Genomic DNA, 22,352 nt, shown 5'->3' on the forward strand with positions numbered 1-22,352 from the left:
TCGCCTGCCTGTCAATTCGGTGTTAGAGACTCATGCGCAGGCGCTAAAGCACAGCTTCAGGGGAATTTCCAGTCTTGCTGCAAAATCAAGCTTTGCAAAATTGCAAATTCTTCGCAGTTGCGAATTGCAAAGGAGAGGTCTGTGAACCCTAATCCCTCCCAACTATTGTCTTTTCAGTTGATAATGGCGCAGCGAAGGCTGGACGATGTGACGACGGAAAGTATCTCTGGGTCCTGCAGCGCGCGGGTGCGGTAGATGAACTCGTCCACCGTCATCCCTCCAAGATTGCTTTCCTTGATCGAAGACAGCGCGGACAGACGCCGCAATTGCATCAGCGAAAGCCGATCCACCATCCGTTCGGCCATGCAGCCTGCCATTGACGGGGACAAGCCCATCTTTAACAGGCTGTTCCGAACCTTGGTTTCAGGTGACGTGGCGCAGGCCGAAAGCGCCGCAAGCGAGAGGATGAGGGCAAGTTTCTTCATGGACGCGATACCTTCTGCGAGCGGCTCTTATGCCATGTGCATGCCATGGCGAAGATGAACAGTGCTTTGCTGGCGGGCGGACGCGTTGCTTCTTCAACGCCACAAATGCCAGTCTACCGCGCATTTTCGAACTCATAGTCGAACATTTCCGTATCGATTTGAGCCTGCGCAGAGGCGTTGTAGCGATTGCCGCGAATGGTCTGAGGGGTGAAGATGACCTCAACGCGCGAGATCATTTCGCTGTTCAGATCAATATTCGCCGCGCCCAGATTTTCTTCCAGATGCGCAATGTTGCGGGTGCCGGGAATGGGGACCATGTCTTTGGCCTTCGAAAGGATCCAGGCCAGCGATAATTGGGCCGGGGTGCAGCCCGCCTCCACCGCGAGCTTGTTGAAATTGGCGACGGCCTTGAGATTGTGGCTCAGTTGGGGTTCGACGAAGCGGGGAAAGTTCCTGCGGATGTCGCCTTCGGCATAATTCCCGTCATGAATGGCGTTCGCCAACAGTCCGCGTGCGACGGGCGAGAAGGGAACGATGCCGATGCCGAGTTTGCGGCAAGTCGCCACGACGGCGATCTCGATATTGCGGACGCAGGGATTATATTCGCTTTGAACAGCAGTGATGGGATGGACCGCCTGTGCCCGACGAATGCTGGCTGCGGACATTTCGCTTAGCCCGATGGTTCGGATCTTGCCTGCCTTCACGGCGTCGGCAAGGGTTCCAACGCTGTCTTCGACCGGCACATTCTTGTCGAGGCGATGCAGATAATAAAGGTCGATGACATCTGTATTGAGCCGGACAAGGGCTTCGTCCAACGTCTTGCGAATGGTTTCAGGACGGCCGTCGAGCACTCGCCTGCCATCGCGATAATCAAGGACGCATTTGCTGGCGAGCGTAAACTCGCGGCGGCGGTGCATGACCGCCTTTGCAAGCAGCCGTTCATTGTCGCCGTCCCCATAGAGGGCGGCGGTGTCGAAAAAGGTGCAGCCTAGGTCCAGCGCGCGGTTCAGCAAGGCTATCGCGGCCGCTTCATCCGGAAGACCGCCATAGGCATGGCTTAGATTCATGCAGCCAAGGCCAATGGCCGGAACCGTTAACGGACCGATCTTTCGCTGGGGAAGGGACATCAGGGGTTCCTTGTTATGGGTCATAACAGATGTTATCGAGCGATGCGAAGGGACGCAATGAGAGCCCAGCCTGCATTGCGGTGCCACCTCAAGCCATTATCTAGGCCCTTTGCGCCTGTCGAGGAGAAGCGACATGATCGAACTTTTTACCGCATCCACGCCCAATGGCTACAAGGCCTCCGTGACCCTGGAGGAGCTGGGGATGCCCTATACCTTCCGCAACCTGGATTTTGGCGCTCTACAGCAGAAGGAAGAATGGTTCCTGAAGATCAACCCCAATGGGCGCATCCCCGCGATCATAGATCATGACGAGGGCGACTTTCCGATCTTCGAATCCGGCGCGATCATGATCTATCTGGCGGAAAAGGCGGGCAAGTTGCTGCCCACCGGGACCAAGGAGCGCAGCCGCGTGATACAGTGGCTGATGTGGCAGATGGGCGGGTTGGGGCCGATGATGGGCCAGGCGAATGTCTTCCTCCGCTATTTCCCCGAACGCCTGCCTTCGGCCATTGATCGCTACCAGCGCGAGGTGCGGCGGCTGTTCGAAGTGCTGAACACGCAGCTTGCCGACAACCAGTATCTCGCCGGGGATTATAGTATAGCCGATATTGCCAGCTGGTGCTGGGTGCGGGGGCATAAATGGTCTGGCGTGGAGTTGGACGGCCTGCAGCATTTGCAGCGTTGGAAGGACGAGATCGCGCAACGGCCGGCTGTGCAAAAGGGCCTTACGGTGCCTGAATACAGGGATCCGGCGCCGGTGGGCGATGATAATGTTGTCGAGGATGCCCGGAAGATGCTGGCCTGAAGATTGGGGCGCGCCGGATTTTTGGGGCGGGCCGCGCCCCCCGCAGGCGCGTAGTTCAGATGTCGGCTTTGATCAGCCAGTCGTGGAAGATCTTCACCGCCCGGTTCTGCAGCGCCTTGGGGCGGCAGACGAACCAGTAGCGGTAAGGACTCTTCACCGGCACGTCGAAAAGCCGGGCGAGCCGGTCGTCCTTCGCCTGATGGAAATGGCTGGCGTGCATGAACGCGACGCCAAGCCCCTGAGCAGCGGCCTCCAGCATCAGGGGACCGGAATCGAAATTATCGACAGCGGCCGGCTCCAGATCGGGGAGGCCCACCACTTCCTTCCATGCATCGAAGCTGCCCGGCATTTCCCGGTGAACAAGGATCGTCATATTGGCGATCTGTTCCGCCTTGGTGATGGCGTTGGGACCGTACACCAGGTCGCGCGAAGCGATCAGGTAGACATCGTCATGATCCAGCTCATGGGCATAAAGCGAAGGTTCGACGTCCTGCGAAAGGACGATGGCGGCGTCCAGCCCTTCACCCAGGCGGGAGATACTGTGCGGCGTGGTTTCGATGTCGAGGTGCAGGTTGGGATGCAAATGCCTTAGCTCTCCCATCCGGGGAAAGAGCCGTTGGCTTGCGAACAACGGCAGGACGCTCAGCCGCAGGCGCAGCTGGTTATTGTCCTTCTGAACCTCCTCCACCGCGATGGACAGGACGTCGAGGGCCGGTGCGATGTTGGACAGCAATCGCTGACCATCGGCGTTAAGTTCAAGCAACTGGTGCTTGCGATCGAATAAGGATTTGCCGATGAACCGCTCCAAGGCTTGCACCCGCCGGCTGAGCGCCGGCGTGGACAGTGCGAGTTCCTCCGCGGCTGCCTTGACCGAACCGAGTCGGGCAACCTGCACGAAGGCCTCAAGAGCCGTAAGAGGTGGCAATCGCCGCATTGTCGCTGTTCCTCAATCCTGTCCTTTTTGCAGCGCGTCATACCATACAGCATCCATGCAGGTTTATTTAGCATGAATACAGTTAGGAAAAACCGTGGCTCTATATAATTTTGGATGGGTTGCAATTTCTGCAATCATCACTGAGCTCTTCGCACTTGCACAACTCTCCGTTCGGACGCATTAGGAACGGGCCTTTCAGGCATCCTCTCCTAACAACTTCCAACGGCCGGTCTTCTGACCGGCCTTTTTTTGTGCCCTTTAAACCTCTGGGCGAACTTTTCAAAACCCAATGGACATTTTGGGGGTTAAAGCGCGTTCATCTGATCCTATCTTTGACGTAACAATTATTTTGTGGGGTCGGCATGGCAGAAGAACAGCAAGAAGGCCGCAAGCTGCAGGTGGCGAATGCAAGACCGGAAGATAGCGGCCGGGGCTTGGCCCGCATGTCGCGCGCCACGATGGCCGCGCTTGAATTGGCAGAAGGCGATGTAGTCGAGATTATTGGCAAGCGCACGACAGCAGCCAGGGCCGTGGCGCCTTACAAGGAAGATGAGGGGCTTGAACTGCTTCGCATAGACGGTTTGCAGCGCGCCAATGCCGGAGTGGGATCAGGCGATTTCGTCACGATCGCCAAGGCCGAGTCGCGGCCGGCGCAAAGGGTCGTTTTCGCCCCGGCCCAGGAAAATCTGCGCCTGCAGGGCAGTCCCTATGGCTTGAAGCGTAGCTTTTTCCATCGCCCGTTAACCGCTGGTGATGTCATCGCCACCACTGGACAGCAGCAAGTAGACCGCGGCGACATGCCGCCCCAGTTGCGGCAGATGCTGGCAGCTCCTGCCTATGCGTTGCAAGAGATCCGGCTTGCCGTTGTCGGTACGGTGCCTAAGGGGATCGTCCATATCGACGCTGATACCGAGGTGGAGCTGCGGCCGGAATATGAGGAGCCCCGCGAACACCGGCGGGCGGACGTTACTTACGACGATGTGGGAGGGATGGCCGACACCATCGACCAACTGCGGGAAATGGTCGAGCTGCCCCTGCGCTACCCCGAACTGTTCCAGCGCCTGGGCGTCGACCCGCCCCGTGGCGTGCTGCTTCATGGCCCGCCAGGAACGGGCAAGACCCGGCTTGCCCGTGCGGTTGCCAATGAAAGCGATGCGGAATTCTTCCTGATCAATGGACCGGAGATCATGGGATCGGCCTATGGCGAATCCGAAAAGAAGCTTCGCGAAATCTTCGAGGCGGCCACAAAGGCCGCGCCCAGCATCCTTTTCATAGACGAGATCGACTCGATTGCACCCAAGCGCGGACAGGTGACCGGCGAGACCGAGAAGCGGCTGGTGGCACAGCTGCTGACTCTTATGGATGGGCTAGAGGCGCGGACCAATCTGGTTGTAATTGCCGCCACCAACCGGCCTGAGGCCATTGATGAGGCTTTACGCCGGCCAGGCCGCTTCGATCGTGAAATCATCGTTGGCGTACCTGACGAGCGTGGACGGCGGGAAATATTGGGTATCCACACCCGCGGAATGCCACTGGGGGACAGGGTCGACCTTGCGGAGTTGGCGCGAACGACGTTCGGCTTCGTTGGAGCCGACCTTGCCGCGCTGGCGCGTGAGGCCGCTATTGAAGCAGTGCGCCGGATCATGCCCCGACTGAATCTGGCGGAAGGCACTATTCCGCCCGAGGTGCTCGAAGATCTCAGCGTCACGCGGGAGGATTTTTTAGGAGCTTTGAAGCGCGTCCAACCTTCGGCCATGCGCGAAGTCATGGTGCAAATGCCCAATGTCCGTTGGGAGGATGTGGGCGGCCTGGACGATGCGCGGATCAGACTGCAGGAAGGCATCGAGCTACCGCTGAAGGATCCGGATGCGTTTCGTCGTATCGGTATTCGACCGGCGAAGGGCTTCCTGCTTTATGGACCGCCCGGCACCGGCAAGACCTTGCTTGCAAAGGCGGTTGCGCGCGAGGCGCAGGCCAACTTCATCGCCACCAAATCGTCCGACCTGCTGAGCAAATGGTATGGGGAGAGTGAGCAGCAGATCGCCCGCCTCTTCGCCAGGGCGCGGCAGGTGGCGCCGACGGTCATCTTCATCGACGAACTGGACAGCCTTGTCCCCGCGCGTGGGGGCGGGCTGGGCGAACCGCAGGTGACGGAACGTGTGGTCAACACCATCCTTGCCGAGATGGACGGTTTGGAAGAACTGCAATCCGTGGTTGTCATAGGCGCCACCAACCGGCCCAATCTGGTGGACCCGGCCCTGCTCCGGCCTGGTCGTTTTGACGAGCTGGTCTATGTCGGCGTTCCCGATCAGGGCGGCAGGCGGCGGATATTGGGCATTCACACGGCGAAAATGCCGCTGGAAGAGGACGTCGACCTGGACGATATGGCGGCACGCACCGACCGTTTCACCGGCGCCGACCTGGAAGATCTGGTGCGCCGCGCCGGGCTTTATGCGCTTCGCCAGTCGCTCAATGTCCAAAAGGTGGGCATGGCCCATTTCGAACAGGCCCTGCTCGATACGCGGGCGTCAGTCACGCCAGAGATGGAAAAGGAATATGAAAGCATCGAGGCGAAGCTGAAGCAGAATGCGCTGACATTGAACCCGATCGGCTTCATTGCTCCAGGGATGCTGACTCCCAGGGGTGAGAAGCAGTGAGCTTTACCAGCCCATAGACGCACAATAGCAGCATGGTGGCTCCTGCAATGAAATAGGGCAGGGGCTGCCAGATTTCGTAGAAACCGACGCCGATGGAAGGCCCCAGGATGAAGGCGGCTCCGTTGATCGAGGTCACCTTGCCAGCGACCGAGCTTTGCGCCGCGCCGCCCACTGCCAGCGACGCTCCCGCGGTAAAGCCCGGACGGACAAAGCCAAACCCCAGACAGGCCAATGCGAACGTCGTCGCCAAACCATAAAGACTGGTGGCAAAACCCATGGCGATACAGCCTGTCCCGGAAAGCAGACAGCCCCAGAGCACGAGCTGGCGCGGAACGAGGTTGAGCAGGGGAATAAGGCCCCATTGCGCCAGCAGCGCCGCGCCGGCGCCCACCATCAGTACAATACCGATGGCCTGTTGCGCCTCATTAAGGGGCAGCGCCAGGCGGTCGATGACGAGGAAACCGATGGCCTGCCCCGCCATGGCTTGCGCATGGCCCGCAATGAGGCCGACGAGTATCCATGCAAGGATCCTGGGATCGCGCCAGCCGATCTGTTCAGTCTTGCCTCCCGTTACGGCGGTGACGGTGGCGCCCGTGCTTTGACCGCCGATGGAGGGATAGCTGGACATCGCGCCTGGCAATTCGCCGTCGCTCCTAACATTGCGCAGCGATTTCAGCACCGCAAAGAAGACCAGAACGCCCACTGCCGCGAAAATATAGGGAGGCCCCGCCAGTCCCGCATAAGGAAGAATGAAAAAGGGGGCGAGCGCAGGCCCGATGATCGTGCCAAGGCCAAAGGCGGAGGACAGCAAGGTGAGCGCGCGAGTCCGTTCCGCAGGGCCGGTCCTGCCGGCGACAATCGCCTGCGCGGCCGGAGGAGCGGCCGAACCCAGGCTGCCATAGATGAGACGTGAGACGATAAGTGCGCCAAAGGTCGCAAGAGGGCTGAGCCAGCCCAATATTCCCGCCGTCAAAATCAACCCGCTGAGGGTCAGTGAAGTCACGAAGCCCCCCAGGCCAAGAAGAAGCATGTTTCGGCGACCATGTCGTTCCGATCTCCGCGCCCAAAAGGGGGCCGTGATGGTCCAGATCAACGCCGATACTGAAAATGCGGCGGCCACCGCGCTGTCGGCTAGATTGAGCGATCGGCCGATGGCGGGCAGGATCGACTGCAGGCCGGTATTCCCCGCGGCAATGGTCAGCATCACCAGGAACAGCAGGGTGAAATCGGAACGCATGGCTTTGCCCGGCTCCGTCATTTTTTTGTCAATCTTAGCCCACATATATCCGTCAGCGCTTTGCTTCCATTCATCGCAGTCAGTGCCAGCCACATCCGGGAAAGATGATGAGCGTACTTGAAAACTTACCCAGGATTTGCGACGGCTTCCGCCTTAAAGAATAACCGACGGATACGGAATGACCATCTCACGCGCCGAAAAGCTTCGCAGTTCGAATAGTCTTCTAGTCCGCTTCTCCAGGTTTCTGGGTCCTTGGGGCTTGTTCTTTCGAGGCTTCCTCAAGCATCCCGTCATGGTGGGCTCGATCATACCGTCGTCCCCAACGCTGATACGATCCATGCTGAAACCGGTGGATTGGCAGAATGTGAAGCTGTTTGTCGAATACGGACCGGGCGTTGGCACTTTCTGCCGCCCGGTGCTGGAGCGGATGCGCCCCGACGCAATGCTGATCGCGATCGACACCAATGAGGAGTTTGTCGATTATTTGAATGCGGACATTGCCGACAGCCGATTTCTGGCGGTGCATGGCTCTGCCGCCGATGTTCGCAGGATCATCGCGGAACATGGTTTCGACCATGCCGATTACATTTTGTCCGGCCTTCCCTTTTCTACATTGCCCCAGGGCGTAGGACCGGCCATCGCCCGCGAAACCGAAGCGGCGCTGCGTCCGGGCGGGGCGTTCCTGGTCTATCAATATTCGCCCAAGGTGCGGAAATTCATTGCCCCTCATTTCAGTGAGATCGATCAGGGTTTCGAATTCTGGAACATCCCGCCGTGCCAGCTCTATTGGGCGTGGAAGGATGCGCCTGCTGAGGAGATGGCGGCCTGATCTTCAGTCGTCATCTGTTGCCCGCATGTGCGCCGGGAAGTTCAGCCTGCGAGTGACGGTGAAATCTACTGCCGACACCATAGCATAACTGATCCAACCCAGCAGGCGGGTGAATGGGCCGGTGCGCCGGCGGTGCAGGTCCTGCGTGATTTCCTGGCAATCCTCGACATCCCGGTCGATGAAGGCGCGGACCTGTTGGGCCAACCCTTCATCACGAATCCGCAGCATCAATTCCAGGTTGATGAACAAGCTGCGCATATCGAAATTGGCTGATCCGATATAGACAATGTCGTCGATGACGATCAGCTTCATGTGCAGCTTGCATGGCAGGAATTCGTAGATCTTCACGCCGTGGCGGATGAGGCCTCCATATAGCCAGCGCGCCGCCGCGACGGTCGTGGTGTTGTCTGATTTCGACGCAGTGATGAGCCGCACTTCGCCCCGAAGGCCAATGGCGTTCAACCTTCTCAGCATGCCTCGTGAAGGAGCGAAATAGGCCTGGACCATGTCGCACCGCCTGCCGCGTTCCAAATCGTGCTTGATTGCCTGGGTCCAGGAACTCAGCCGGACCGGGCCGCCCACCAGCCAAGTGAAAGTGCCTTCCTTTTTTGGCCAGAAGCGAATCAGGCGGCGGAGCGCGGAATAGCGCTGCTTGGGCGCCATTACCCATTTTTCCAGCGCGTCGAACCAGCGTTCAGCCTCTGCTACTTGCGGCCCTTCCAGGTAGAGGCCCAGGTCGCGCCAGGCATTGTCCTCCGGCGTGCCGAAATAATGTTTGGAGATGTTGAAGCCGCCAGTCAGCATTCGCTGGCCGTCCGCGATGGCAATCTTCTGATGGTTGCGGATCAGGTAGCGGATAGATCGGCGGTTGCCGAAAATGCCGAATCGTCCGCCCGCCTCCTTGAAGGGAATGAAGAATTTGGGATCGGCGCCCGAAGAGCCGAAACTGTCGATCATCAAGGTGATGGCAATGCCGCGGTGAAGCGCATCGAGCAGCCGTTCCATGACCCAGTGGCCATAATCGTCGCTCTCAAACATGTAGAAATAGAGCTTTAGATAGCGTTTCGCGCCACCGATCAGGTGCAGCAGTTCCGATAGGCGTTCAGGCCCTGTGTCGATCAGATGCAGCCGGTTACCCTCGATCCTGGCTGACACATGCGATGGCGTGGGAGCAATGTCGGCGGACATGGGTGCAGCATGCCTCTTTTTACGCGACTTGCATAGGTTGAGCGCATGTTGAGGACCGAGCTGCGGGCGCGCTTTTCATTGACTCTGTCGATCGACACTGTTAGTCGCACGACTTTCTTTTCCGGAATTTTTCAAGGAGCCCGCATGGCCCGCGTTACCGTCGAAGATTGCGTCGACAAGGTTACCAATCGCTTTGACCTCGTCCTGCTGGCCGCGCAGCGTGCGCGGGAAATCAGCGGCGGGGCCGAACTGACCATTGATCGCGACCGCGACAAAAATCCCGTCGTTGCTTTGCGCGAAATCGCCGAAGAGACGGTTTATCCCGATGACCTTCAGGATTCGTTGGTGGCCGGACTGCAGAAGGTTCAGGTGGACGACGATGAGATGCCGGACGAAATCGGATCCATCGCCCAATCGGCTGAGGCGCTGCGGCTGACCGCTGCCGCGCCACCGCGCAACCAGAATATCGGTGGTGACTACGACGCCTGACACCAATACGACGCCTGACACCAAAAAGCTAATAGGGGAGGACAGGGCCTGACCGCTATGCGGCCGGGCCCTTTTCTATTTGGAGAGCGTAAGAATAAGGAAGCCCCCGAAACATTTATTCTTGTGCACGACCCCATTTTTCGGAACCATTGCCGATAGTTGCGCTATTTCCCTTTAGCCAGACCTTCAGGGAGATTTCCAATGACCCGGCAACGCCTGCTCGCCTTGTGCCTCTTTCCCCTGGTCATCCCCAACGCCTTTGCTCAGGAGCAAGGTCCGCCCGCCTTCGACCCGCACGCGGACAGTATCACGATTACCGCCGGGGGCGCTTATGTGCCGAGTTATGAAGGGTCGGACGATTATTCATTGATCCCAGGGGCGCAGGTGCGGGGGCGTGTCGCGGATATCGCTTTTTTCACCCGGGGCACCAACATTTTTGTCGATGTCTTTCCCGACAGCGGCGCTAACGGCTGGGACATTGAGCTGGGGCCGGTGGCGAACCTGCGTCTCGACCGGGCGGGCGGGATCAAGGATCCGCAGGTCAAGGCGCTAGGAAAGCTTGACGAGGCGTTTGAACTTGGCGGCTGGGTCGGCATTGCCAGGACGGGCGTTCTGACCAGCGCCTATGACAATCTTTCCTTCCGCATCAGCTACCTCATGGACGTGGGGAACGCGCATGACAGCTATGTCATCACGCCCAGCATCGAATATGGAACTCCGCTCAGCTTGAAGGCGTATGCCGGACTGTCGGTATCCGCAGATTATGTCGGGAAGGGCTATGGCCACACTTATTTCGACGTGACCCCGGCAGGATTGGCTGCCAGCGGGCTGTCGCCATACCGGCTGAGTGGAAGCGGTTTCAAGAATGTTCGCGTGGGCGGGTTTGTCATGCACAGCCTGACGGGCGATCTGGCGCAGGGAGGCCTTAGCATCGGAGGAGGCGTAAGCTATTCAAGGCTGCTGGGCAAATATGCGGACAGTCCGATTGTTTCGGAAGCCGGCGATGCGGATCAATGGGCGGCGGCGGTGGGGCTTTCCTATACCTTTTGAAGACGGCCCCCATTTCCTTGGGCGGGAAAAGCCGGTAGGGGCGTTTCCTATGCAGAATACTTTCCTCGTCATGGCGGGCGGCGCGATCGGTGCGGCCTGCCGTTACCAGCTTGGGCGGCTCATGACTCATATCATGGGCCCGGGCTATCCCTGGGGAACGCTCGTCGCCAATTTACTGGGCGGGTTCGCAATGGGATTGCTGGTGGGGATACTCGCCCGCTTCATTGATGGGGGCGAACAGATCCGCCTGTTTGTGGCGGTCGGCATATTAGGCGGCTTCACGACCTTTTCGTCCTTCAGTCTTGAGGTGGTGTTGATGCTGCAGCGCGGGCAATTGGCGACCGGTATAGGATATGTCACGGCGTCGATTGTCGGCGCGGTCGGCTTTATGGCGCTGGGCCTTTTCGCAGTCAGGACAATCGTATGAGGACGCCGCGCGGAACCGGTTTCAAGCCCGGCAAACGCCCGCCGCCCAAGGGGTTGGGAAGGGCGAGAGGCGCTTCAAAAGCCGCCACCGCCCGGCAAACGGCCGCTGCCAGGACCGCGGCGTCCAAAGGCTCCACGAAGACGCCTGCCGCGGTCAACAAGCCGGCAAAAACCGCGACCGTCAAAGGCGGCGTGGTTCAGGATGTCCGGCAATTTCGCGTACAGGCGGACGATGACGGTATTCGGCTGGACCGCTGGTTCAAGCGGCATTTACCCGACATCGGTTTCAATCTCGTGTCGCGCTGGGCACGGACGGGACAGCTCCGCGTCGATGGCGCACGCGCCGCCCCTGGCGACCGTATCGAAGAGGGGCAGGTCATCCGCGTGCCCCCCGAAGAGGCGAAGGTCGCAGCGCCAGTGAAGAAGGCGCGGGTCGTTGATCTTTCCCAGGAGGAAATTGCCTTCGCGCAGGACATGGTGATCCATCGCGACCAGCAGGCAATTGTGGTCAACAAGCCACCCGGCCTGGCGACGCAGGGTGGAACCAAGACCACCGAGCATCTCGATAGGCTGCTTGATGCGTTGATTTTTGACGCGGAGGGGCGGCCGAAGCTTGTGCACCGGTTGGATAAGGATACGTCCGGCGCGCTGGTTCTGGCGCGCACGGCGCGGGCTGCGGCCTTTTTCGCCAAAAGCTTTTCCAGCCGGACGGCGCGCAAAGTCTATTGGGCCATCGTGCTAGGCGTGCCGTCTATCGACGACGGCATGATCGAACTTGCAATCGGCAAACAGCCGGGCACCGGCGGCGAGAAGATGCATATCGATGAGGAAGAGGGGCTGCCCGCGCGCACCCGTTACCGGGTCATCGAACGCGCAGGAAACCGGGCTGCCTGGGTGGAGCTTCAACCCTATACCGGCCGCACCCACCAGCTTCGCGTGCATATGGCGGCAATTGGCCATCCCATTGTCGGCGACGGCAAATATGGCGGCAAGGACGCGTTCCTGACCGGCACGATCAGCCGCAAAATGCACCTTCACGCCCGGCGCATCCGCATCGATCATCCCGATGGCGGGACAATCGACGTCAAGGCGGAGCTGCCATCACATTTCGCCGAAAGCCTTGCCGACCTGGGCTTTGACCTTTCGTTGGGCGACCTGCCGCTGGATGAGGGCAAAGCTGAACCCAGCCGCGAGCAGTTGAAACAATATGCGAAGCAGCATGCCAAGCAGGCGCGCAAGGAACGGCGGGGTGAACGTCGGGCGCGGAGGGGGCAGTGATGTTGAATGACGTTCCCATCGGCTTTGCCCGATTGTTTGGGATGCACTCGACCGATGCTGGCGTTGCGCGCGTGCGTCTCGACTTTGCTCGACACGAACGGGTTTGTTTGCCAAGCAAGATAGGATTTGTTTTTGACAGGCCCGTTCCATGACCAACCGCCTGGCGATCTTCGACTGTGATGGAACGCTGGTCGATAGCCAGCATAATATCTGCACCGCTATGGACCGCGCCTTTGAAGCGGTGAAGCTTGTGCCCCCGCCCCGGCACCGGACTCTGGCGGTCGTGGGGCTCAGTTTGCCTGAAGCCATGGCGGCGTTGCTGCCGGACGCGGAGGCGGATTTTCACATCCATGTGGCCGAAAATTATAAGCTCGCTTTCCAGGCGATGCGCGGCAGGGGGCTGGTGCATGAGCCGTTATATGCCGGCATTGCCGAGTTGGTGGAACGGCTCGATAAGGAAGGGTGGCTGTTGGGAGTCGCCACTGGCAAGTCGGACAGAGGATTGCAAATCTGTCTTTCTCACCACGGTTTGGTCGAGAAATTCGTGACGCTGCAGACGGCGGACCGCCATCCGTCAAAGCCTCATCCTTCGATGATTGCGCAGGCCATGGCCGACGCGGGAGCGGCGCAGGAAACCACCGTGATGATCGGCGATACCAGCTTTGACATGGAAATGGCGGTGAATGCGCGTACGCCTGGGTTAGGTGTTGCTTGGGGTTATCATTCGCCACAGGAACTGATCGCATCGGGCGCACGCAGCGTAGCGTTGGACGCGGACGAACTCTATGGCCATATAGCAACGCATGACTGAGCGTGACGAACAACAAGTGCGGGAAGAAGCCGCGAAACAGCGCTTCTTCGCCATCGGACTGTTCCGCCTTTCCGGTGTTCTCATCCTGATGTTCGGCTTTTTGATCATGCTGGAAAAATTCGCCTTTGTTTCGGGCGAGAAGGCAAAGCTGATGGGCGCGATCATCGCGACATTGGGCATGTTTCAGACGCTGATGGTGCCTAAGATCCTCGCGCGTGCGTGGCGGACGCCTCCGGAGGAGTGAGGCCAAGGAAAGCGAAACCGCGGGGATCACGGCAAATAAGCCAAGCAAATTATGCAGCACTCCTATGGGGAGCGGTAATGTTAGGGTACTGATCTATGAAGCGCTTTTACAAGGAAGCGGAAGCAGTCGCTGATGAAGGCGGCTATGGAATAAGGCTTGACGGGCGGCCGGTTCGAACGCCGGGACGCGCACCCCTGATGGCTCCTACAGCCGGACTTGCCGAGCGGATCGCCCGCGAATGGGCGGAACAAGGCGAAGAGATCGACCCACGTGCGATGCGCTTTACGGGGCTCGCCAATGCCGCGATCGACAGGGTCGCGCCGGACCATGCGGCGTTCTCCGCCGGAATTGCGGCTTATGGAGAAAGCGACCTTCTCTGCTATCGCGCGGCGGAACCGCCGCCGCTGGTCGAGCGACAGTCCGCTATTTGGGATCCGCTGCTCGACTGGGCGTTCCATCGCTATGATGTTCACTTTACCATCGTCACTGGAATCATGCACCAGCCGCAACCGGAAGCGACATTGGATCGGCTTCGGGCTGCGGTGTCCAGCCATTCGTCGTTTCTTCTGGCCGGTTTGTCGCCCATTGTTTCACTGACGGGATCACTGGTGGCAGGCTTGGCCCTGCTTGAAGGTGCGGCGGATGCCGGGGCGATTTGGGACGCGGCCCAGCTCGATGAGTTGTGGCAGGCGGAAATGTGGGGTGAAGACGCGCTTGCTGCGCAAATTCGCGCACAGAAGCGGGCGGAATATGACGATTGCGTCACTTTCTGCGCATTAGCCCAGTAATAGACATCCGGTAGCGCTGGCCTTTCCAGGCATAGGTTTCGCGTCGGCTCGCATTCCCTCTGCGACCGCGCTTCTTGATATGGAGAGACGAATAGTGAGCAAATTTGCATTTAATACGCTGGCAACAGCAAGCCTTATGGCCCTCGTAACGCCGGCATTGTCGCAAGAGGCCCAGCCCGCCACGCCGGCTCAACCGGCGACGCAGGCCGCTCCCGCTACTGGGCAGGCTCCTGCCGCGGGTCAAATGACGCCGGAACAGATCGCCGCCTTTAACAAGGCTGTCGCCGACTTCACCGCCGCCCAGCAGCAGCAGCAGGCAGGCGACAATGCAGGCGCTCTCGCCAAATATGAAGGAGCGCTGCCGGCGGTTCGCGCCGCAGTGAAGGCGCAGCCGGAAAACAAGGATTATAAGAACTTTCTGGCCAATGCTCTCTATGCGACCGCCGCCGCGCAGGCGTCGACGCAGAAATTTGACGCAGCGATCAGCTCCTATCAGGAGGCTGTTCCCTATTGGCGTGACATTGTCGCCGCCAACCCGGCCGATCCCAATAACCGGAACATCTTGGCGGGTATGCTGGTGCAGCTAGGCAACAAGGCCCTTGGCGCGCAGGACAAAGCGGGTGCGAACGGCTATTACAAGGAAGCAACCGACCTTGCCCGCACGTCTGTAAAGGCCGCGCCAACCGATGCGGTCAACAACAACCTGCTGCTCTCTGCGCTTATTGGCCTCAGCCAGACCAGCGGTGACAAGGCCGTGATGGATGAGGCCCTTGCAATGGGCAAGAAGATGATGGCCGACGGGTCGATTGATGCGGTGAACAAGCCGTCAATCGAAATCATGACCGGCCAGAAGGGATAAGGGGAGCGGCCTCGTCTCCCTGGCAGGGGCGGGGCTTCCAGCCGAAGTTTGTAGTCGAGGCACGTTGGCTTGGCCGACCGTGTCTCGACTTCGATCGACATGAACCGAACGGAGTTGGGTAAGGTCATCCATGCTCATTGCGAAGAGGTCAGCTATCGCGGCCTTGCAGCGCCGCGACCATGCTGCGGTCTTCGGGCGGAATGAGACCCTCCAGTACCCGCCAGAAGCCGGTGACGGAGCCTTGTCCGGCCTGGGCATAAGCGGCTGACATTTTTTCCCGCAGTTCGCGGAACAGCGCGGCTTCCAGCTTCGCGCCTTCCGACGTCAAACGCAGCAGCTTTTGCCGGCGATCGCGGACCCCTGCGCTGGTTTCGATATAGCCCCGCTCGATGAGATCGTTGAGCACCCGGCCCAGGGACTGCTTAGTGATCGCCAGCAGCCTCAGCAGCTCGCTGACCGTAAGGCCCGGCTGGCGGGAAATGAAATAGAGGGCACGGTGATGCGCGCGGCCCAGGCCCTGCTTCGCCAGCGTCTGGTCAATGGCCCGCGTCATGTTAGAATAGCCGAAATAGAGCAGTTCAACACCGCGCCTGATCTCGTCTTCCCGCAAAAACAACGGCGACGCGTTGGAAATTTGGACAGTCATCTTGACCTATCTTGCCGCAAGTCATAAGGCATGGCAAGTTTAATGCGCTGATTAGCGCGCGATCGTAACATTATTATGGAATTGTCAAATGGCTCTTGATGAACGTCCCTATAATGACCGTGATGGGTGGATCTGGTTCGACGGGAAACTGGTGCCCTGGCGGGAAGCCAACGTACACATTCTGACGCATGCCATGCATTATGCTTCCAGCGTCTTTGAAGGGCAACGCTCCTATGGAGGCAAGATCTTCGCGCTGACGCAGCACAGCGAAAGATTGCATAACAGCGCCAAATTGCTGGGTTTTGAAATTCCCTATTCGGTGGCGGAAATCGACGCTGCCTGCATCGAAGTGATGAAGGCGAACAACCTCACCGACTGCTATGTCCGCCCCGTCGCATGGCGCGGCCCGGAGCAAATGGGCGTCGCGGCGCAGCGCACGAAAATCCATGTCGCCGTCGCGTGCTGGGAATGGGGCGCTTATTTCGGGGATGCCGCCAAGGGCATTCGTCTGGACATCGCGCCCTGGCGCCGTCCCGCGCCCTACACCGCGCCGACTCAGGCAAAGGCGGCGGGTTTGTACATGATCTGCACCATGTCGAAGCATCATGCCGCTGACCGCGGCTTTGACGATGCCCTGATGTTCGATTGGCGGGGTCAAGTTGCAGAGGCGACGGGCGCCAACGCTTTCTTCATCCGCGAGGGGAAGATTTATACGCCGACGCCCGATTGCTTCCTAAATGGCATTACGCGTCAAACCGTGATCGGCCTTGCCAAAAAGCGTGGCATTGAAGTGGAAGAGCGGGTGATCTGGCCCGATGAACTGGAAAGTTTCGAACAGTTTTTCCTGACGGGAAGCGCCGCGGAGATCACGCCGGTTCAGTCGGCCGGTCCGTGGAATTTCGAGGTTGGTGCGCTCACCCTGCAATTGCAGAAGGACTATAGCGATCTGGTCAACGGCCGTCAGGCCTGAACATTGCGCGGGAAGGGGGCAATAAAAAACCCTTTCCCGCCGCCGCGTCCTGAGTATAAGGGCGCCTCCCCGGTGGACATGACCCGCCGTCGGCGATATTGGGGCGTAGCCAAGCGGTAAGGCACCGGTTTTTGGTACCGGCATGCGGAGGTTCGAATCCTCCCGCCCCAGCCATTCTCAAAATTAATTGAAAACTCAATGACTTATCGTTCAGACACGCCTTGGGTTTCATCTGTGGGGTTCATTTGTGGTGCCAAGCTGAACGCGATTGACGATGCAGATGTTAAGCGCATGATTAGCGTCGAAGCGAACTGAAGCTAGTTGCCCTTAAATCAGCCGGTCATTCATATTTCCACAATTCCGGCAGTCCGCAGCCAAAAACGATGTGTGATTAACCGCTTCGCGAACGGTGCGTCCCATCCCTCGGAAGCTACAGGTGCAGCGGAGCGTGCTCGATATGTGGCAGTACATGTCGCGCAAACAGATCGGCCTCGGCCGCGTGCGGATAGCCGGACAGGATGAAGGCATCTATGCCCTCCGCCTGATAGGCGCGCAGCTTCGCCACCACCTGGTCGGGATTACCGACGATTGCTGCCCCGCAGCCTGACCGCGCCCGGCCTATGCCGGTCCACAGATTATCCTCGATAAAACCGTCGCCGCCCGCCGCTGAGCGCAATTCGGCCTGCCGCGTGACACCGACGCTCTGCGTATCAAGCGATTTCTGACGGATCGCTTCCCCGGCATCGGCGTCCAGCTTCGACAGCAGCCGGTCGGCATAAACACGCGCCTCCTCTTCGCTTTCTCGAACGATGACATGGGCACGGTAGCCGAATTTCAGGTTGCGACCATGGCGTGCGGCGCGGGCCTTCATGTCGCCTACGATCTCGCGCACATTGGCCATAGTGTCGGGCCACATCAGATAGACATCGCACCCCTGCGCGGCCGCTTCGCGTGCATCTTCGGACAGACCGCCGAAATAAAGCGGCGGACACTTGCCCGACAGTGTGCCGATCCGCGGCGGCGCCAGGTCGAGATCGTAGAACTCGCCCTTATACTTCAGATGTTCGCCCGACAGCATGATCTTCAGAATCTGCATCACCTCGAGCGTGCGCTGGTAGCGCGGCTTGCTCTCCATCTTCTGGCCCGGAAGGTCGGACGAAATGATGTTGACGGTCAGCCGCCCATTGAGGATGCGGTCGAGCGTCGCGATGCGGCGGGCAAGCTGCGGCGGCCAGTCCTCGCCCATGCGCACCGCCCAGAGCAGGCGCATGCGTTGCACCAGCGGCGCGATGGCTCCGGCAAAGATGGTGGTGTCGATGCCCAGCTGATAGCCCGAGGGCAGCAGGATATTGTCGAACCCGCCTTTTTCCGCCTCCATTACGATATTTCGGCAGTGCTCCCAGCTGGACGCCAGCATCGGATCGGGCTGTCCCAGAAATTCATAGTCGTCGTCGCACAGTGCCGAAAACCAGCTGATTTCGCACGGATTTGGAGTTGTCTTAACGGTCATGGCAGGGCCTCTCCTTTCGATGCGACCAGCACGTCGTACCATTGCGTCCGGGTCCAGCGGACCTTGAACGCGTCAACAGCCTCGACGATACGGTCGGCTTTTTGTGATCCGACGAGGGGGATCGGGCGCGCGGGATGCGCCATGATCCAGCTATAGGCTGCAGCGGTGCGGGAAACGCCGTAATCCGCGGCGATGACGTCCAGCGCCTCTGCCACCGCCTGTTCCCGCTCCGTCACCGGAAGCGCGATACGGCCGCCACCCAGGGGCGACCAGGCCATGACCGCCATGTCCATGGCAATTGCCTGGTCCAGTTCGCCATTCTCGATGGGGTTCAGGCGCAGGGGCGACAGTTCGGGCTGGGTCGACGCAATCTGCAGCGGCAGGAACTGCTGCATCGTGGCGATCTGCTGGACGGTGAAGTTGGATACACCGAAGCTGCCGATCTTGCCCGCCTTGTGCGCTTCCTCGATCACTCGGGCGATTTCGGCGGGGTGAGTGAGGATATCGGGCCGGTGGATCTGCCAGAGCTCGACATGGTCGGTCTGCAACCGCTGAAGCGAGGCATCGATGGCCGCCGCCAGATAGCGGGCACTCGAATCATAGGGAACACCCATCGAAATGCCGCCCTTGGTCGCCAGCTCAATACGGCCGCGCAGCCCGGGTTCCGCCGCCAACGCCCGGCCCAGCAGCGCTTCCGACGCGCCGAAGGGCTCATTATTGTCCGGTCCGTAAATATCCGAAGAATCCACCAGCGTGATCCCTGCGTCCAGTGCAGCATTCAGCATGTGCACGACGGCGCCGACATCCTCCCCGCACAGCCGCCAGTTGCCCCAAGCGATGGACGAAACCTCTATGCCGCTTTTGCCAAGCGGACGGCGGAGCGAGGGGGTAGGCAATAAATCCATGAAATCGTCCTGTCAGAAGGAAAAATGGGGTGATGGAGCTGCCACCGACGCGCGTTCGACCAGCAGGTGGGGCAGACGGCGATGCGTGGTCTGCGACATGTCCAGCAACAGCTCCGCCGCGACAGAGGCCAGTTCACGCGTCGGCTGATGAATGGTCGTGAGCTGCGGCCACACCATGCGGGCCAGTGTCGTATCGTCGAAACCTGCCACCGACAGGTCTTCCGGCACGTTGAGGCCCAGATCGTGCGCGACCGACAATACGCCCGCTGCCATGTCGTCATTGCTGGCGAATATCGCCGTCGGTCGTCGACTTGCGGAGAGAAAATAGGTCGCGGCGGCGACGCCGCTGTCGAAATCGAACTCGCCCTGCGCCACGAGTGCCGGTTCAAAGGGAATGGCCGCTCGATCCAGCGCACGGCGATAGCCGAACAGTCGTTCTTCAGAGGCCATATGGCTGATATGCCCCTTGATGAAGCCGATCACTCGATGCCCCTTGTTGATCAGATAGGTGGTCATGTCATCGGCTGCCTGCGCATCATCCATGAATACCGACGACGTAAGGGCATGGTTGGTCCCAGGCGAGATCCGAACGAACGGGATGTCCATGCCTTCCAGCATCTTTAGCACCGGCACGCAGTCAGTGACGGGCGAGGAGAGAATGATACCATCGACATGGGTTTCCGTGATAAGACCCCGTACCTTGTCACCAACGGTCGGATCACTCACATCCACCGGCTGCGCCAGCAGACGTACCCCGGCGGCGTTGCAGCTTTCCCAGCAGCCCATCTGCACCTGGTTCATGTAATAGGGACTGTGATTGTCATAGATCAGCGCGATCTGTCCGGATTTCGTACCGGCGAGGATGCGTGCGGCGATGCTTGGGTGGAAATCCAGTTCCTTCATCGCCTTTTCCACACGATCCCGTGTTTCCTGGCTGACATAGCGATGGCCGTTGAGCACGCGGCTTACGGTTTTCACCGAAACCCCGGCCAGCGCGGACACATCGCGAATATTCGTTCTTTCATTCATGGTTTCCCCACATCTCCTTTCTTTAAGGAGACGAAAATATCAGCGAAGCAACTGTCGGGGCGATAGAATACCGGGGGGCGGCCATAAGGCGCGTCGATACGGTGCGTCCCGGCACGATAATCCCGTCCGCTCCACAAATGCCTCCAGACGCCCGCGCCGGGCAGAATGACATTTCGCGCGGAGCAGTTTTCCTCGACGATGGGAGCGACCAGCATGTCCGCGCCATAAAGAAACTGATCCTGCACGGCATAGAGCGACGGGTCATCGGGATAGTGCAGGAACAGCGGGCGCTGAACCGGAAGCCCGGTGCGAACCGCCTCATCGCTCAATGTGCGGACATAGGGCGCGAGCGCGGCATGAACCCGCGTCATCGCCGCGAAATGCGCTAGCAGATCTGGCGTGGAATCGAGTTGCACATTGTCGTCGGGACGATTGCCCTCATGGCTGCGCATGACCGGGCTGAACGCGCCCAACTCGCACCAGCGCATCATCAGGTCGATGCTGCGAACATTGCCGTGCAGGCTGGTATAGCCACCCACATCGCTATGGCTGTAGGCATTTCCGACAAGGCCCGAAGAAAGCGCGGCGGTGATGACAGTGTTGATGCCGTCATGCCGGGTGAAGTCGACCGACTGGTCCCCCGCCCAAAGGAGCGGGCAATATGCCTGCACGCCCGAAAAGCCCGCACGCATGAAGAACAGCGCATCTCCCGTCCGTCCGCGCGAAGCGATGGCGCGGGCGTTGGTTTCGGCCCACAGCACCGGCCAGAGGTTGTGCGCCAGCATCGGATCGCTGCCATCATGCAGTCGCACGTCGACCGGCAGATATTCGCCGAAGTCCGCCATCCAGCCGGACAGGCCGAAATCCAGCATTTCCTTCCCGATCACCCGCTCGGCGAACCAGTCCATGCTTGCCGGATTGGTAAAGTCGACCACGCCGCAATCAAATTCGCCGAAATCGACCAGATAAGGCTCGTCGCTGTCCTGCCGCAGCGCCAGGTGCCCGCCTTCCAGCGCTTCCTGATATTGCTTGCCGTCAACCGCCAGATAGGGGTTCACGTAGCCCAGAAAGCGAATACCGCGCCGGGCCAGCGCGTCGATGTGCCGGGGCAGGTCAGGATAGCGTTCGGCATTCCACGACCAGTCCCAGAACAGGCGGCGGCCGAAGCTGGTCTGGCGGATGCCAACCCAGTCTTCACACCACAAGCCGGAAATTTCTGCGCCGGCCTCGATAAACGCTTCCAGCCGCGTCAGGCTGGCGGCGCCATCCTTCAGGCCTACGATCGCACCGCTTATTGCCCAGTCGGGCAATGCTGGCTGACGACCGAAGCGGCTGGAGAGCTGCCCCACAAGTTTGATGAAATCCGAAGCGGCGAAAAATTCGAGCCGCGTCGCGCCCTCCCATATCTCTAGCCGGTGCCGGTCCGGGGCCGTGAAATCGAGAACGCTATAGGCCGCGCTGTCGACATGACAGGCATAGCGCCGCGACGACAGGAAGGTCGGCTGCGGATAATTGGTCCACCAATAATCGCCGCCGGCCTTGCCCTGTTCGTCCATCAAGCGCGTAAGGGCGGTGCTCTTGTCCCGGCCGACGCCTGGCTCGCTGGTCCAGATCGGAAAGCGGCGGCCTGAAAGGTCGAGATAGCTCATCTGCTCGCCGCCGCCCCAGACGTGCTCGCCCTCCTCGGCGGCCAGGTCAATCCACAGCCGGTCATAGCCTGGCAACAGCGTTTCCACCACGATCATGCCGCCGCCGTTGCCGCTCTTCTCAATGCGCAGGCGAACAGCCAGCGCGCTTTCGGCACTTTCGGACAGGACGACCTGTGCGCCGTCCATGCGGGCAGCGCGAAGTTCCATTCGGTCGACTGGTGCATCCTCCATGCGGAAATTGCCGCGAATCATTTCCACCTGCGGACAACCACGCGCGATGGAGATGGCGGGCCGGTCCGGTCCGTGATGGAGTAGGACTCGCCCGTCGAGCAGGCAGACAAACCCCTCATCCTGCGCGGCAAGTGTCAGTTTCACCTTGGCTCCGCTCCCTTGGCCATTGTCCAGCCACAGCCTTGCTGGGCTGCTTCGTGTCTGA

Annotated in this window: 22 protein-coding genes and 1 tRNA gene; 13 read left to right on the plus strand and 10 right to left on the minus strand. The window is 59.8% G+C overall.

The annotated features are described in order from the left end of the window. Positions 1 to 173: 173 nt before the first annotated feature. Together HNQ99_RS02995 and HNQ99_RS03000 are read right to left on the minus strand one after the other, a co-directional pair. Positions 174 to 485: a hypothetical protein gene (locus tag HNQ99_RS02995; RefSeq protein WP_184474171.1), complete on the minus strand. Its 312-nt coding sequence runs from the start codon at positions 483 to 485 to the stop codon at positions 174 to 176. A gap of 113 nt (positions 486 to 598) precedes the next feature. Next, the gene (locus HNQ99_RS03000; protein ID WP_184474172.1) at positions 599 to 1,612 is read right to left on the minus strand and encodes an aldo/keto reductase; all 1,014 of its coding nucleotides are present in this window, start codon (positions 1,610 to 1,612) and stop codon (positions 599 to 601) included. 133 nt (positions 1,613 to 1,745) lie between these two features. Between HNQ99_RS03000 and HNQ99_RS03005 the strand changes: the two genes are divergently transcribed. After that, positions 1,746 to 2,417 carry a glutathione S-transferase family protein gene (locus HNQ99_RS03005; RefSeq protein WP_184474173.1) on the plus strand — a complete coding sequence of 224 codons (672 nt, stop codon included), beginning with the start codon at positions 1,746 to 1,748 and terminating at the stop codon, positions 2,415 to 2,417. Positions 2,418 to 2,472: 55 nt separating this feature from the next. Here the strand turns inward: HNQ99_RS03005 and HNQ99_RS03010 are convergent, their stop codons facing one another. After that, entirely contained in the window at positions 2,473 to 3,351 is an 879-nt protein-coding gene (locus HNQ99_RS03010) for a LysR substrate-binding domain-containing protein (RefSeq protein ID WP_184474174.1), read from the minus strand. Positions 3,352 to 3,713: 362 nt separating this feature from the next. On the opposite strand from HNQ99_RS03010, the gene HNQ99_RS03015 reads away from it, so the two are divergent. Beyond that, positions 3,714 to 6,008 carry a CDC48 family AAA ATPase gene (locus HNQ99_RS03015; RefSeq protein WP_184474175.1) on the plus strand — a complete coding sequence of 765 codons (2,295 nt, stop codon included), beginning with the start codon at positions 3,714 to 3,716 and terminating at the stop codon, positions 6,006 to 6,008. Here HNQ99_RS03015 and HNQ99_RS03020 read toward each other — a convergent pair. Next, positions 5,965 to 7,266: an MFS transporter gene (locus HNQ99_RS03020; RefSeq protein WP_246414383.1), complete on the minus strand. Its 1,302-nt coding sequence runs from the start codon at positions 7,264 to 7,266 to the stop codon at positions 5,965 to 5,967. The two genes, HNQ99_RS03015 and HNQ99_RS03020, sit on opposite strands and share 44 nt — an antisense overlap. A 157-nt stretch (positions 7,267 to 7,423) precedes the next feature. On the opposite strand from HNQ99_RS03020, the gene HNQ99_RS03025 reads away from it, so the two are divergent. Then, entirely contained in the window at positions 7,424 to 8,074 is a 651-nt protein-coding gene (locus tag HNQ99_RS03025) for a class I SAM-dependent methyltransferase (protein WP_184474176.1), read from the plus strand. Between the two features lie 3 nt (positions 8,075 to 8,077). On the opposite strand, the gene HNQ99_RS03030 is transcribed toward HNQ99_RS03025, so the two are convergent. Further along, positions 8,078 to 9,262, minus strand: a complete 1,185-nt coding sequence (locus HNQ99_RS03030) for a phospholipase D-like domain-containing protein (protein WP_184474177.1) — start codon at positions 9,260 to 9,262, stop codon at positions 8,078 to 8,080. 144 nt (positions 9,263 to 9,406) lie between these two features. On the opposite strand from HNQ99_RS03030, the gene rpoZ reads away from it, so the two are divergent. From rpoZ to HNQ99_RS03070, 8 genes are all read left to right on the plus strand, one after another. After that, entirely contained in the window at positions 9,407 to 9,751 is a 345-nt protein-coding gene (gene rpoZ / locus HNQ99_RS03035) for a DNA-directed RNA polymerase subunit omega (protein WP_184474178.1), read from the plus strand. A gap of 201 nt (positions 9,752 to 9,952) precedes the next feature. Next, positions 9,953 to 10,801 (plus strand): MipA/OmpV family protein, encoded by an 849-nt coding sequence (locus HNQ99_RS03040; protein WP_184474179.1) that lies wholly within the window; start codon positions 9,953 to 9,955, stop codon positions 10,799 to 10,801. Between the two features lie 49 nt (positions 10,802 to 10,850). Continuing rightward, entirely contained in the window at positions 10,851 to 11,228 is a 378-nt protein-coding gene (crcB, locus tag HNQ99_RS03045; protein ID WP_184474180.1) for a fluoride efflux transporter CrcB, read from the plus strand. Beyond that, the gene (locus tag HNQ99_RS03050) at positions 11,225 to 12,505 is read left to right on the plus strand and encodes an RluA family pseudouridine synthase (RefSeq protein ID WP_184474181.1); all 1,281 of its coding nucleotides are present in this window, start codon (positions 11,225 to 11,227) and stop codon (positions 12,503 to 12,505) included. The genes crcB and HNQ99_RS03050 overlap by 4 nt, the downstream gene beginning before the upstream one ends. A gap of 148 nt (positions 12,506 to 12,653) precedes the next feature. Beyond that, positions 12,654 to 13,316: an HAD-IA family hydrolase gene (locus HNQ99_RS03055; RefSeq protein ID WP_184474182.1), complete on the plus strand. Its 663-nt coding sequence runs from the start codon at positions 12,654 to 12,656 to the stop codon at positions 13,314 to 13,316. Continuing rightward, entirely contained in the window at positions 13,309 to 13,560 is a 252-nt protein-coding gene (locus tag HNQ99_RS03060) for a hypothetical protein (RefSeq protein WP_184474183.1), read from the plus strand. The genes HNQ99_RS03055 and HNQ99_RS03060 overlap by 8 nt, the downstream gene beginning before the upstream one ends. Before the next feature lie 95 nt (positions 13,561 to 13,655). Continuing rightward, a complete protein-coding gene (locus HNQ99_RS03065) occupies positions 13,656 to 14,348 on the plus strand; it encodes an ATP12 family chaperone protein (RefSeq protein WP_184474184.1) in 693 nt (230 codons plus the stop codon). A gap of 136 nt (positions 14,349 to 14,484) precedes the next feature. Beyond that, positions 14,485 to 15,207, plus strand: coding sequence for a hypothetical protein (locus HNQ99_RS03070; protein ID WP_184474397.1), 723 nt, complete (start codon positions 14,485 to 14,487; stop codon positions 15,205 to 15,207). Positions 15,208 to 15,355: 148 nt separating this feature from the next. Here the strand turns inward: HNQ99_RS03070 and HNQ99_RS03075 are convergent, their stop codons facing one another. Continuing rightward, the gene (locus HNQ99_RS03075; RefSeq protein ID WP_184474185.1) at positions 15,356 to 15,853 is read right to left on the minus strand and encodes a MarR family winged helix-turn-helix transcriptional regulator; all 498 of its coding nucleotides are present in this window, start codon (positions 15,851 to 15,853) and stop codon (positions 15,356 to 15,358) included. 88 nt (positions 15,854 to 15,941) lie between these two features. On the opposite strand from HNQ99_RS03075, the gene HNQ99_RS03080 reads away from it, so the two are divergent. Together HNQ99_RS03080 and HNQ99_RS03085 are read left to right on the plus strand one after the other, a co-directional pair. Next, on the plus strand, positions 15,942 to 16,823 hold the full coding sequence (locus tag HNQ99_RS03080) for a branched-chain amino acid aminotransferase (protein WP_184474186.1): 882 nt from the start codon (positions 15,942 to 15,944) through the stop codon (positions 16,821 to 16,823). 99 nt (positions 16,824 to 16,922) lie between these two features. Further along, positions 16,923 to 16,997 (plus strand) — tRNA-Gln (locus HNQ99_RS03085). Between the two features lie 256 nt (positions 16,998 to 17,253). On the opposite strand, the gene HNQ99_RS03090 is transcribed toward HNQ99_RS03085, so the two are convergent. Genes HNQ99_RS03090 through HNQ99_RS03105 form a run of 4 tightly spaced genes read right to left on the minus strand, consistent with a single transcriptional unit; the run spans position 17,254 to position 22,291 of the window. Beyond that, positions 17,254 to 18,333: an LLM class flavin-dependent oxidoreductase gene (locus HNQ99_RS03090; protein WP_184474187.1), complete on the minus strand. Its 1,080-nt coding sequence runs from the start codon at positions 18,331 to 18,333 to the stop codon at positions 17,254 to 17,256. Further along, positions 18,330 to 19,238: an aldo/keto reductase gene (locus HNQ99_RS03095; protein ID WP_184474188.1), complete on the minus strand. Its 909-nt coding sequence runs from the start codon at positions 19,236 to 19,238 to the stop codon at positions 18,330 to 18,332. Before HNQ99_RS03095 ends, HNQ99_RS03090 begins: the two co-directional genes overlap by 4 nt. Before the next feature lie 12 nt (positions 19,239 to 19,250). After that, positions 19,251 to 20,267, minus strand: coding sequence for a LacI family DNA-binding transcriptional regulator (locus HNQ99_RS03100; protein ID WP_184474189.1), 1,017 nt, complete (start codon positions 20,265 to 20,267; stop codon positions 19,251 to 19,253). Continuing rightward, entirely contained in the window at positions 20,264 to 22,291 is a 2,028-nt protein-coding gene (locus HNQ99_RS03105) for an alpha-glucosidase (RefSeq protein WP_184474190.1), read from the minus strand. Before HNQ99_RS03105 ends, HNQ99_RS03100 begins: the two co-directional genes overlap by 4 nt. Between the last annotated feature and the right edge of the window lie 61 nt (positions 22,292 to 22,352).

The organism is Rhizorhapis suberifaciens, from assembly GCF_014200045.1.
In the GTDB taxonomy this organism is placed as follows: Bacteria; Pseudomonadota; Alphaproteobacteria; order Sphingomonadales; family Sphingomonadaceae; genus Rhizorhapis; species Rhizorhapis suberifaciens.

Bases quoted from the DNA above. Each gene is read 5' to 3' on its own strand.
- HNQ99_RS03005 (WP_184474173.1), top strand. From the start codon at position 1,746: ATGATCGAACTTTTTACCGCATCCACGCCCAATGGCTACAAGGCCTCC.
- HNQ99_RS03010 (WP_184474174.1), bottom strand. From the start codon at position 3,351: ATGCGGCGATTGCCACCTCTTACGGCTCTTGAGGCCTTCGTGCAGGTT.
- HNQ99_RS03015 (WP_184474175.1), top strand. From the start codon at position 3,714: ATGGCAGAAGAACAGCAAGAAGGCCGCAAGCTGCAGGTGGCGAATGCA.
- HNQ99_RS03055 (WP_184474182.1), top strand. From the start codon at position 12,654: ATGACCAACCGCCTGGCGATCTTCGACTGTGATGGAACGCTGGTCGAT.
- HNQ99_RS03075 (WP_184474185.1), bottom strand. From the start codon at position 15,853: ATGACTGTCCAAATTTCCAACGCGTCGCCGTTGTTTTTGCGGGAAGAC.
- HNQ99_RS03095 (WP_184474188.1), bottom strand. From the start codon at position 19,238: ATGGATTTATTGCCTACCCCCTCGCTCCGCCGTCCGCTTGGCAAAAGC.
- HNQ99_RS02995 (WP_184474171.1), bottom strand. From the start codon at position 485: ATGAAGAAACTTGCCCTCATCCTCTCGCTTGCGGCGCTTTCGGCCTGC.
- HNQ99_RS03040 (WP_184474179.1), top strand. From the start codon at position 9,953: ATGACCCGGCAACGCCTGCTCGCCTTGTGCCTCTTTCCCCTGGTCATC.
- HNQ99_RS03100 (WP_184474189.1), bottom strand. From the start codon at position 20,267: ATGAATGAAAGAACGAATATTCGCGATGTGTCCGCGCTGGCCGGGGTT.
- rpoZ (WP_184474178.1), top strand. From the start codon at position 9,407: ATGGCCCGCGTTACCGTCGAAGATTGCGTCGACAAGGTTACCAATCGC.
- HNQ99_RS03090 (WP_184474187.1), bottom strand. From the start codon at position 18,333: ATGACCGTTAAGACAACTCCAAATCCGTGCGAAATCAGCTGGTTTTCG.
- HNQ99_RS03025 (WP_184474176.1), top strand. From the start codon at position 7,424: ATGACCATCTCACGCGCCGAAAAGCTTCGCAGTTCGAATAGTCTTCTA.
- HNQ99_RS03000 (WP_184474172.1), bottom strand. From the start codon at position 1,612: ATGTCCCTTCCCCAGCGAAAGATCGGTCCGTTAACGGTTCCGGCCATT.
- HNQ99_RS03050 (WP_184474181.1), top strand. From the start codon at position 11,225: ATGAGGACGCCGCGCGGAACCGGTTTCAAGCCCGGCAAACGCCCGCCG.
- HNQ99_RS03060 (WP_184474183.1), top strand. From the start codon at position 13,309: ATGACTGAGCGTGACGAACAACAAGTGCGGGAAGAAGCCGCGAAACAG.
- HNQ99_RS03065 (WP_184474184.1), top strand. From the start codon at position 13,656: ATGAAGCGCTTTTACAAGGAAGCGGAAGCAGTCGCTGATGAAGGCGGC.
- HNQ99_RS03020 (WP_246414383.1), bottom strand. From the start codon at position 7,266: ATGACGGAGCCGGGCAAAGCCATGCGTTCCGATTTCACCCTGCTGTTC.
- HNQ99_RS03080 (WP_184474186.1), top strand. From the start codon at position 15,942: ATGGCTCTTGATGAACGTCCCTATAATGACCGTGATGGGTGGATCTGG.
- HNQ99_RS03070 (WP_184474397.1), top strand. From the start codon at position 14,485: ATGGCCCTCGTAACGCCGGCATTGTCGCAAGAGGCCCAGCCCGCCACG.
- crcB (WP_184474180.1), top strand. From the start codon at position 10,851: ATGCAGAATACTTTCCTCGTCATGGCGGGCGGCGCGATCGGTGCGGCC.
- HNQ99_RS03030 (WP_184474177.1), bottom strand. From the start codon at position 9,262: ATGTCCGCCGACATTGCTCCCACGCCATCGCATGTGTCAGCCAGGATC.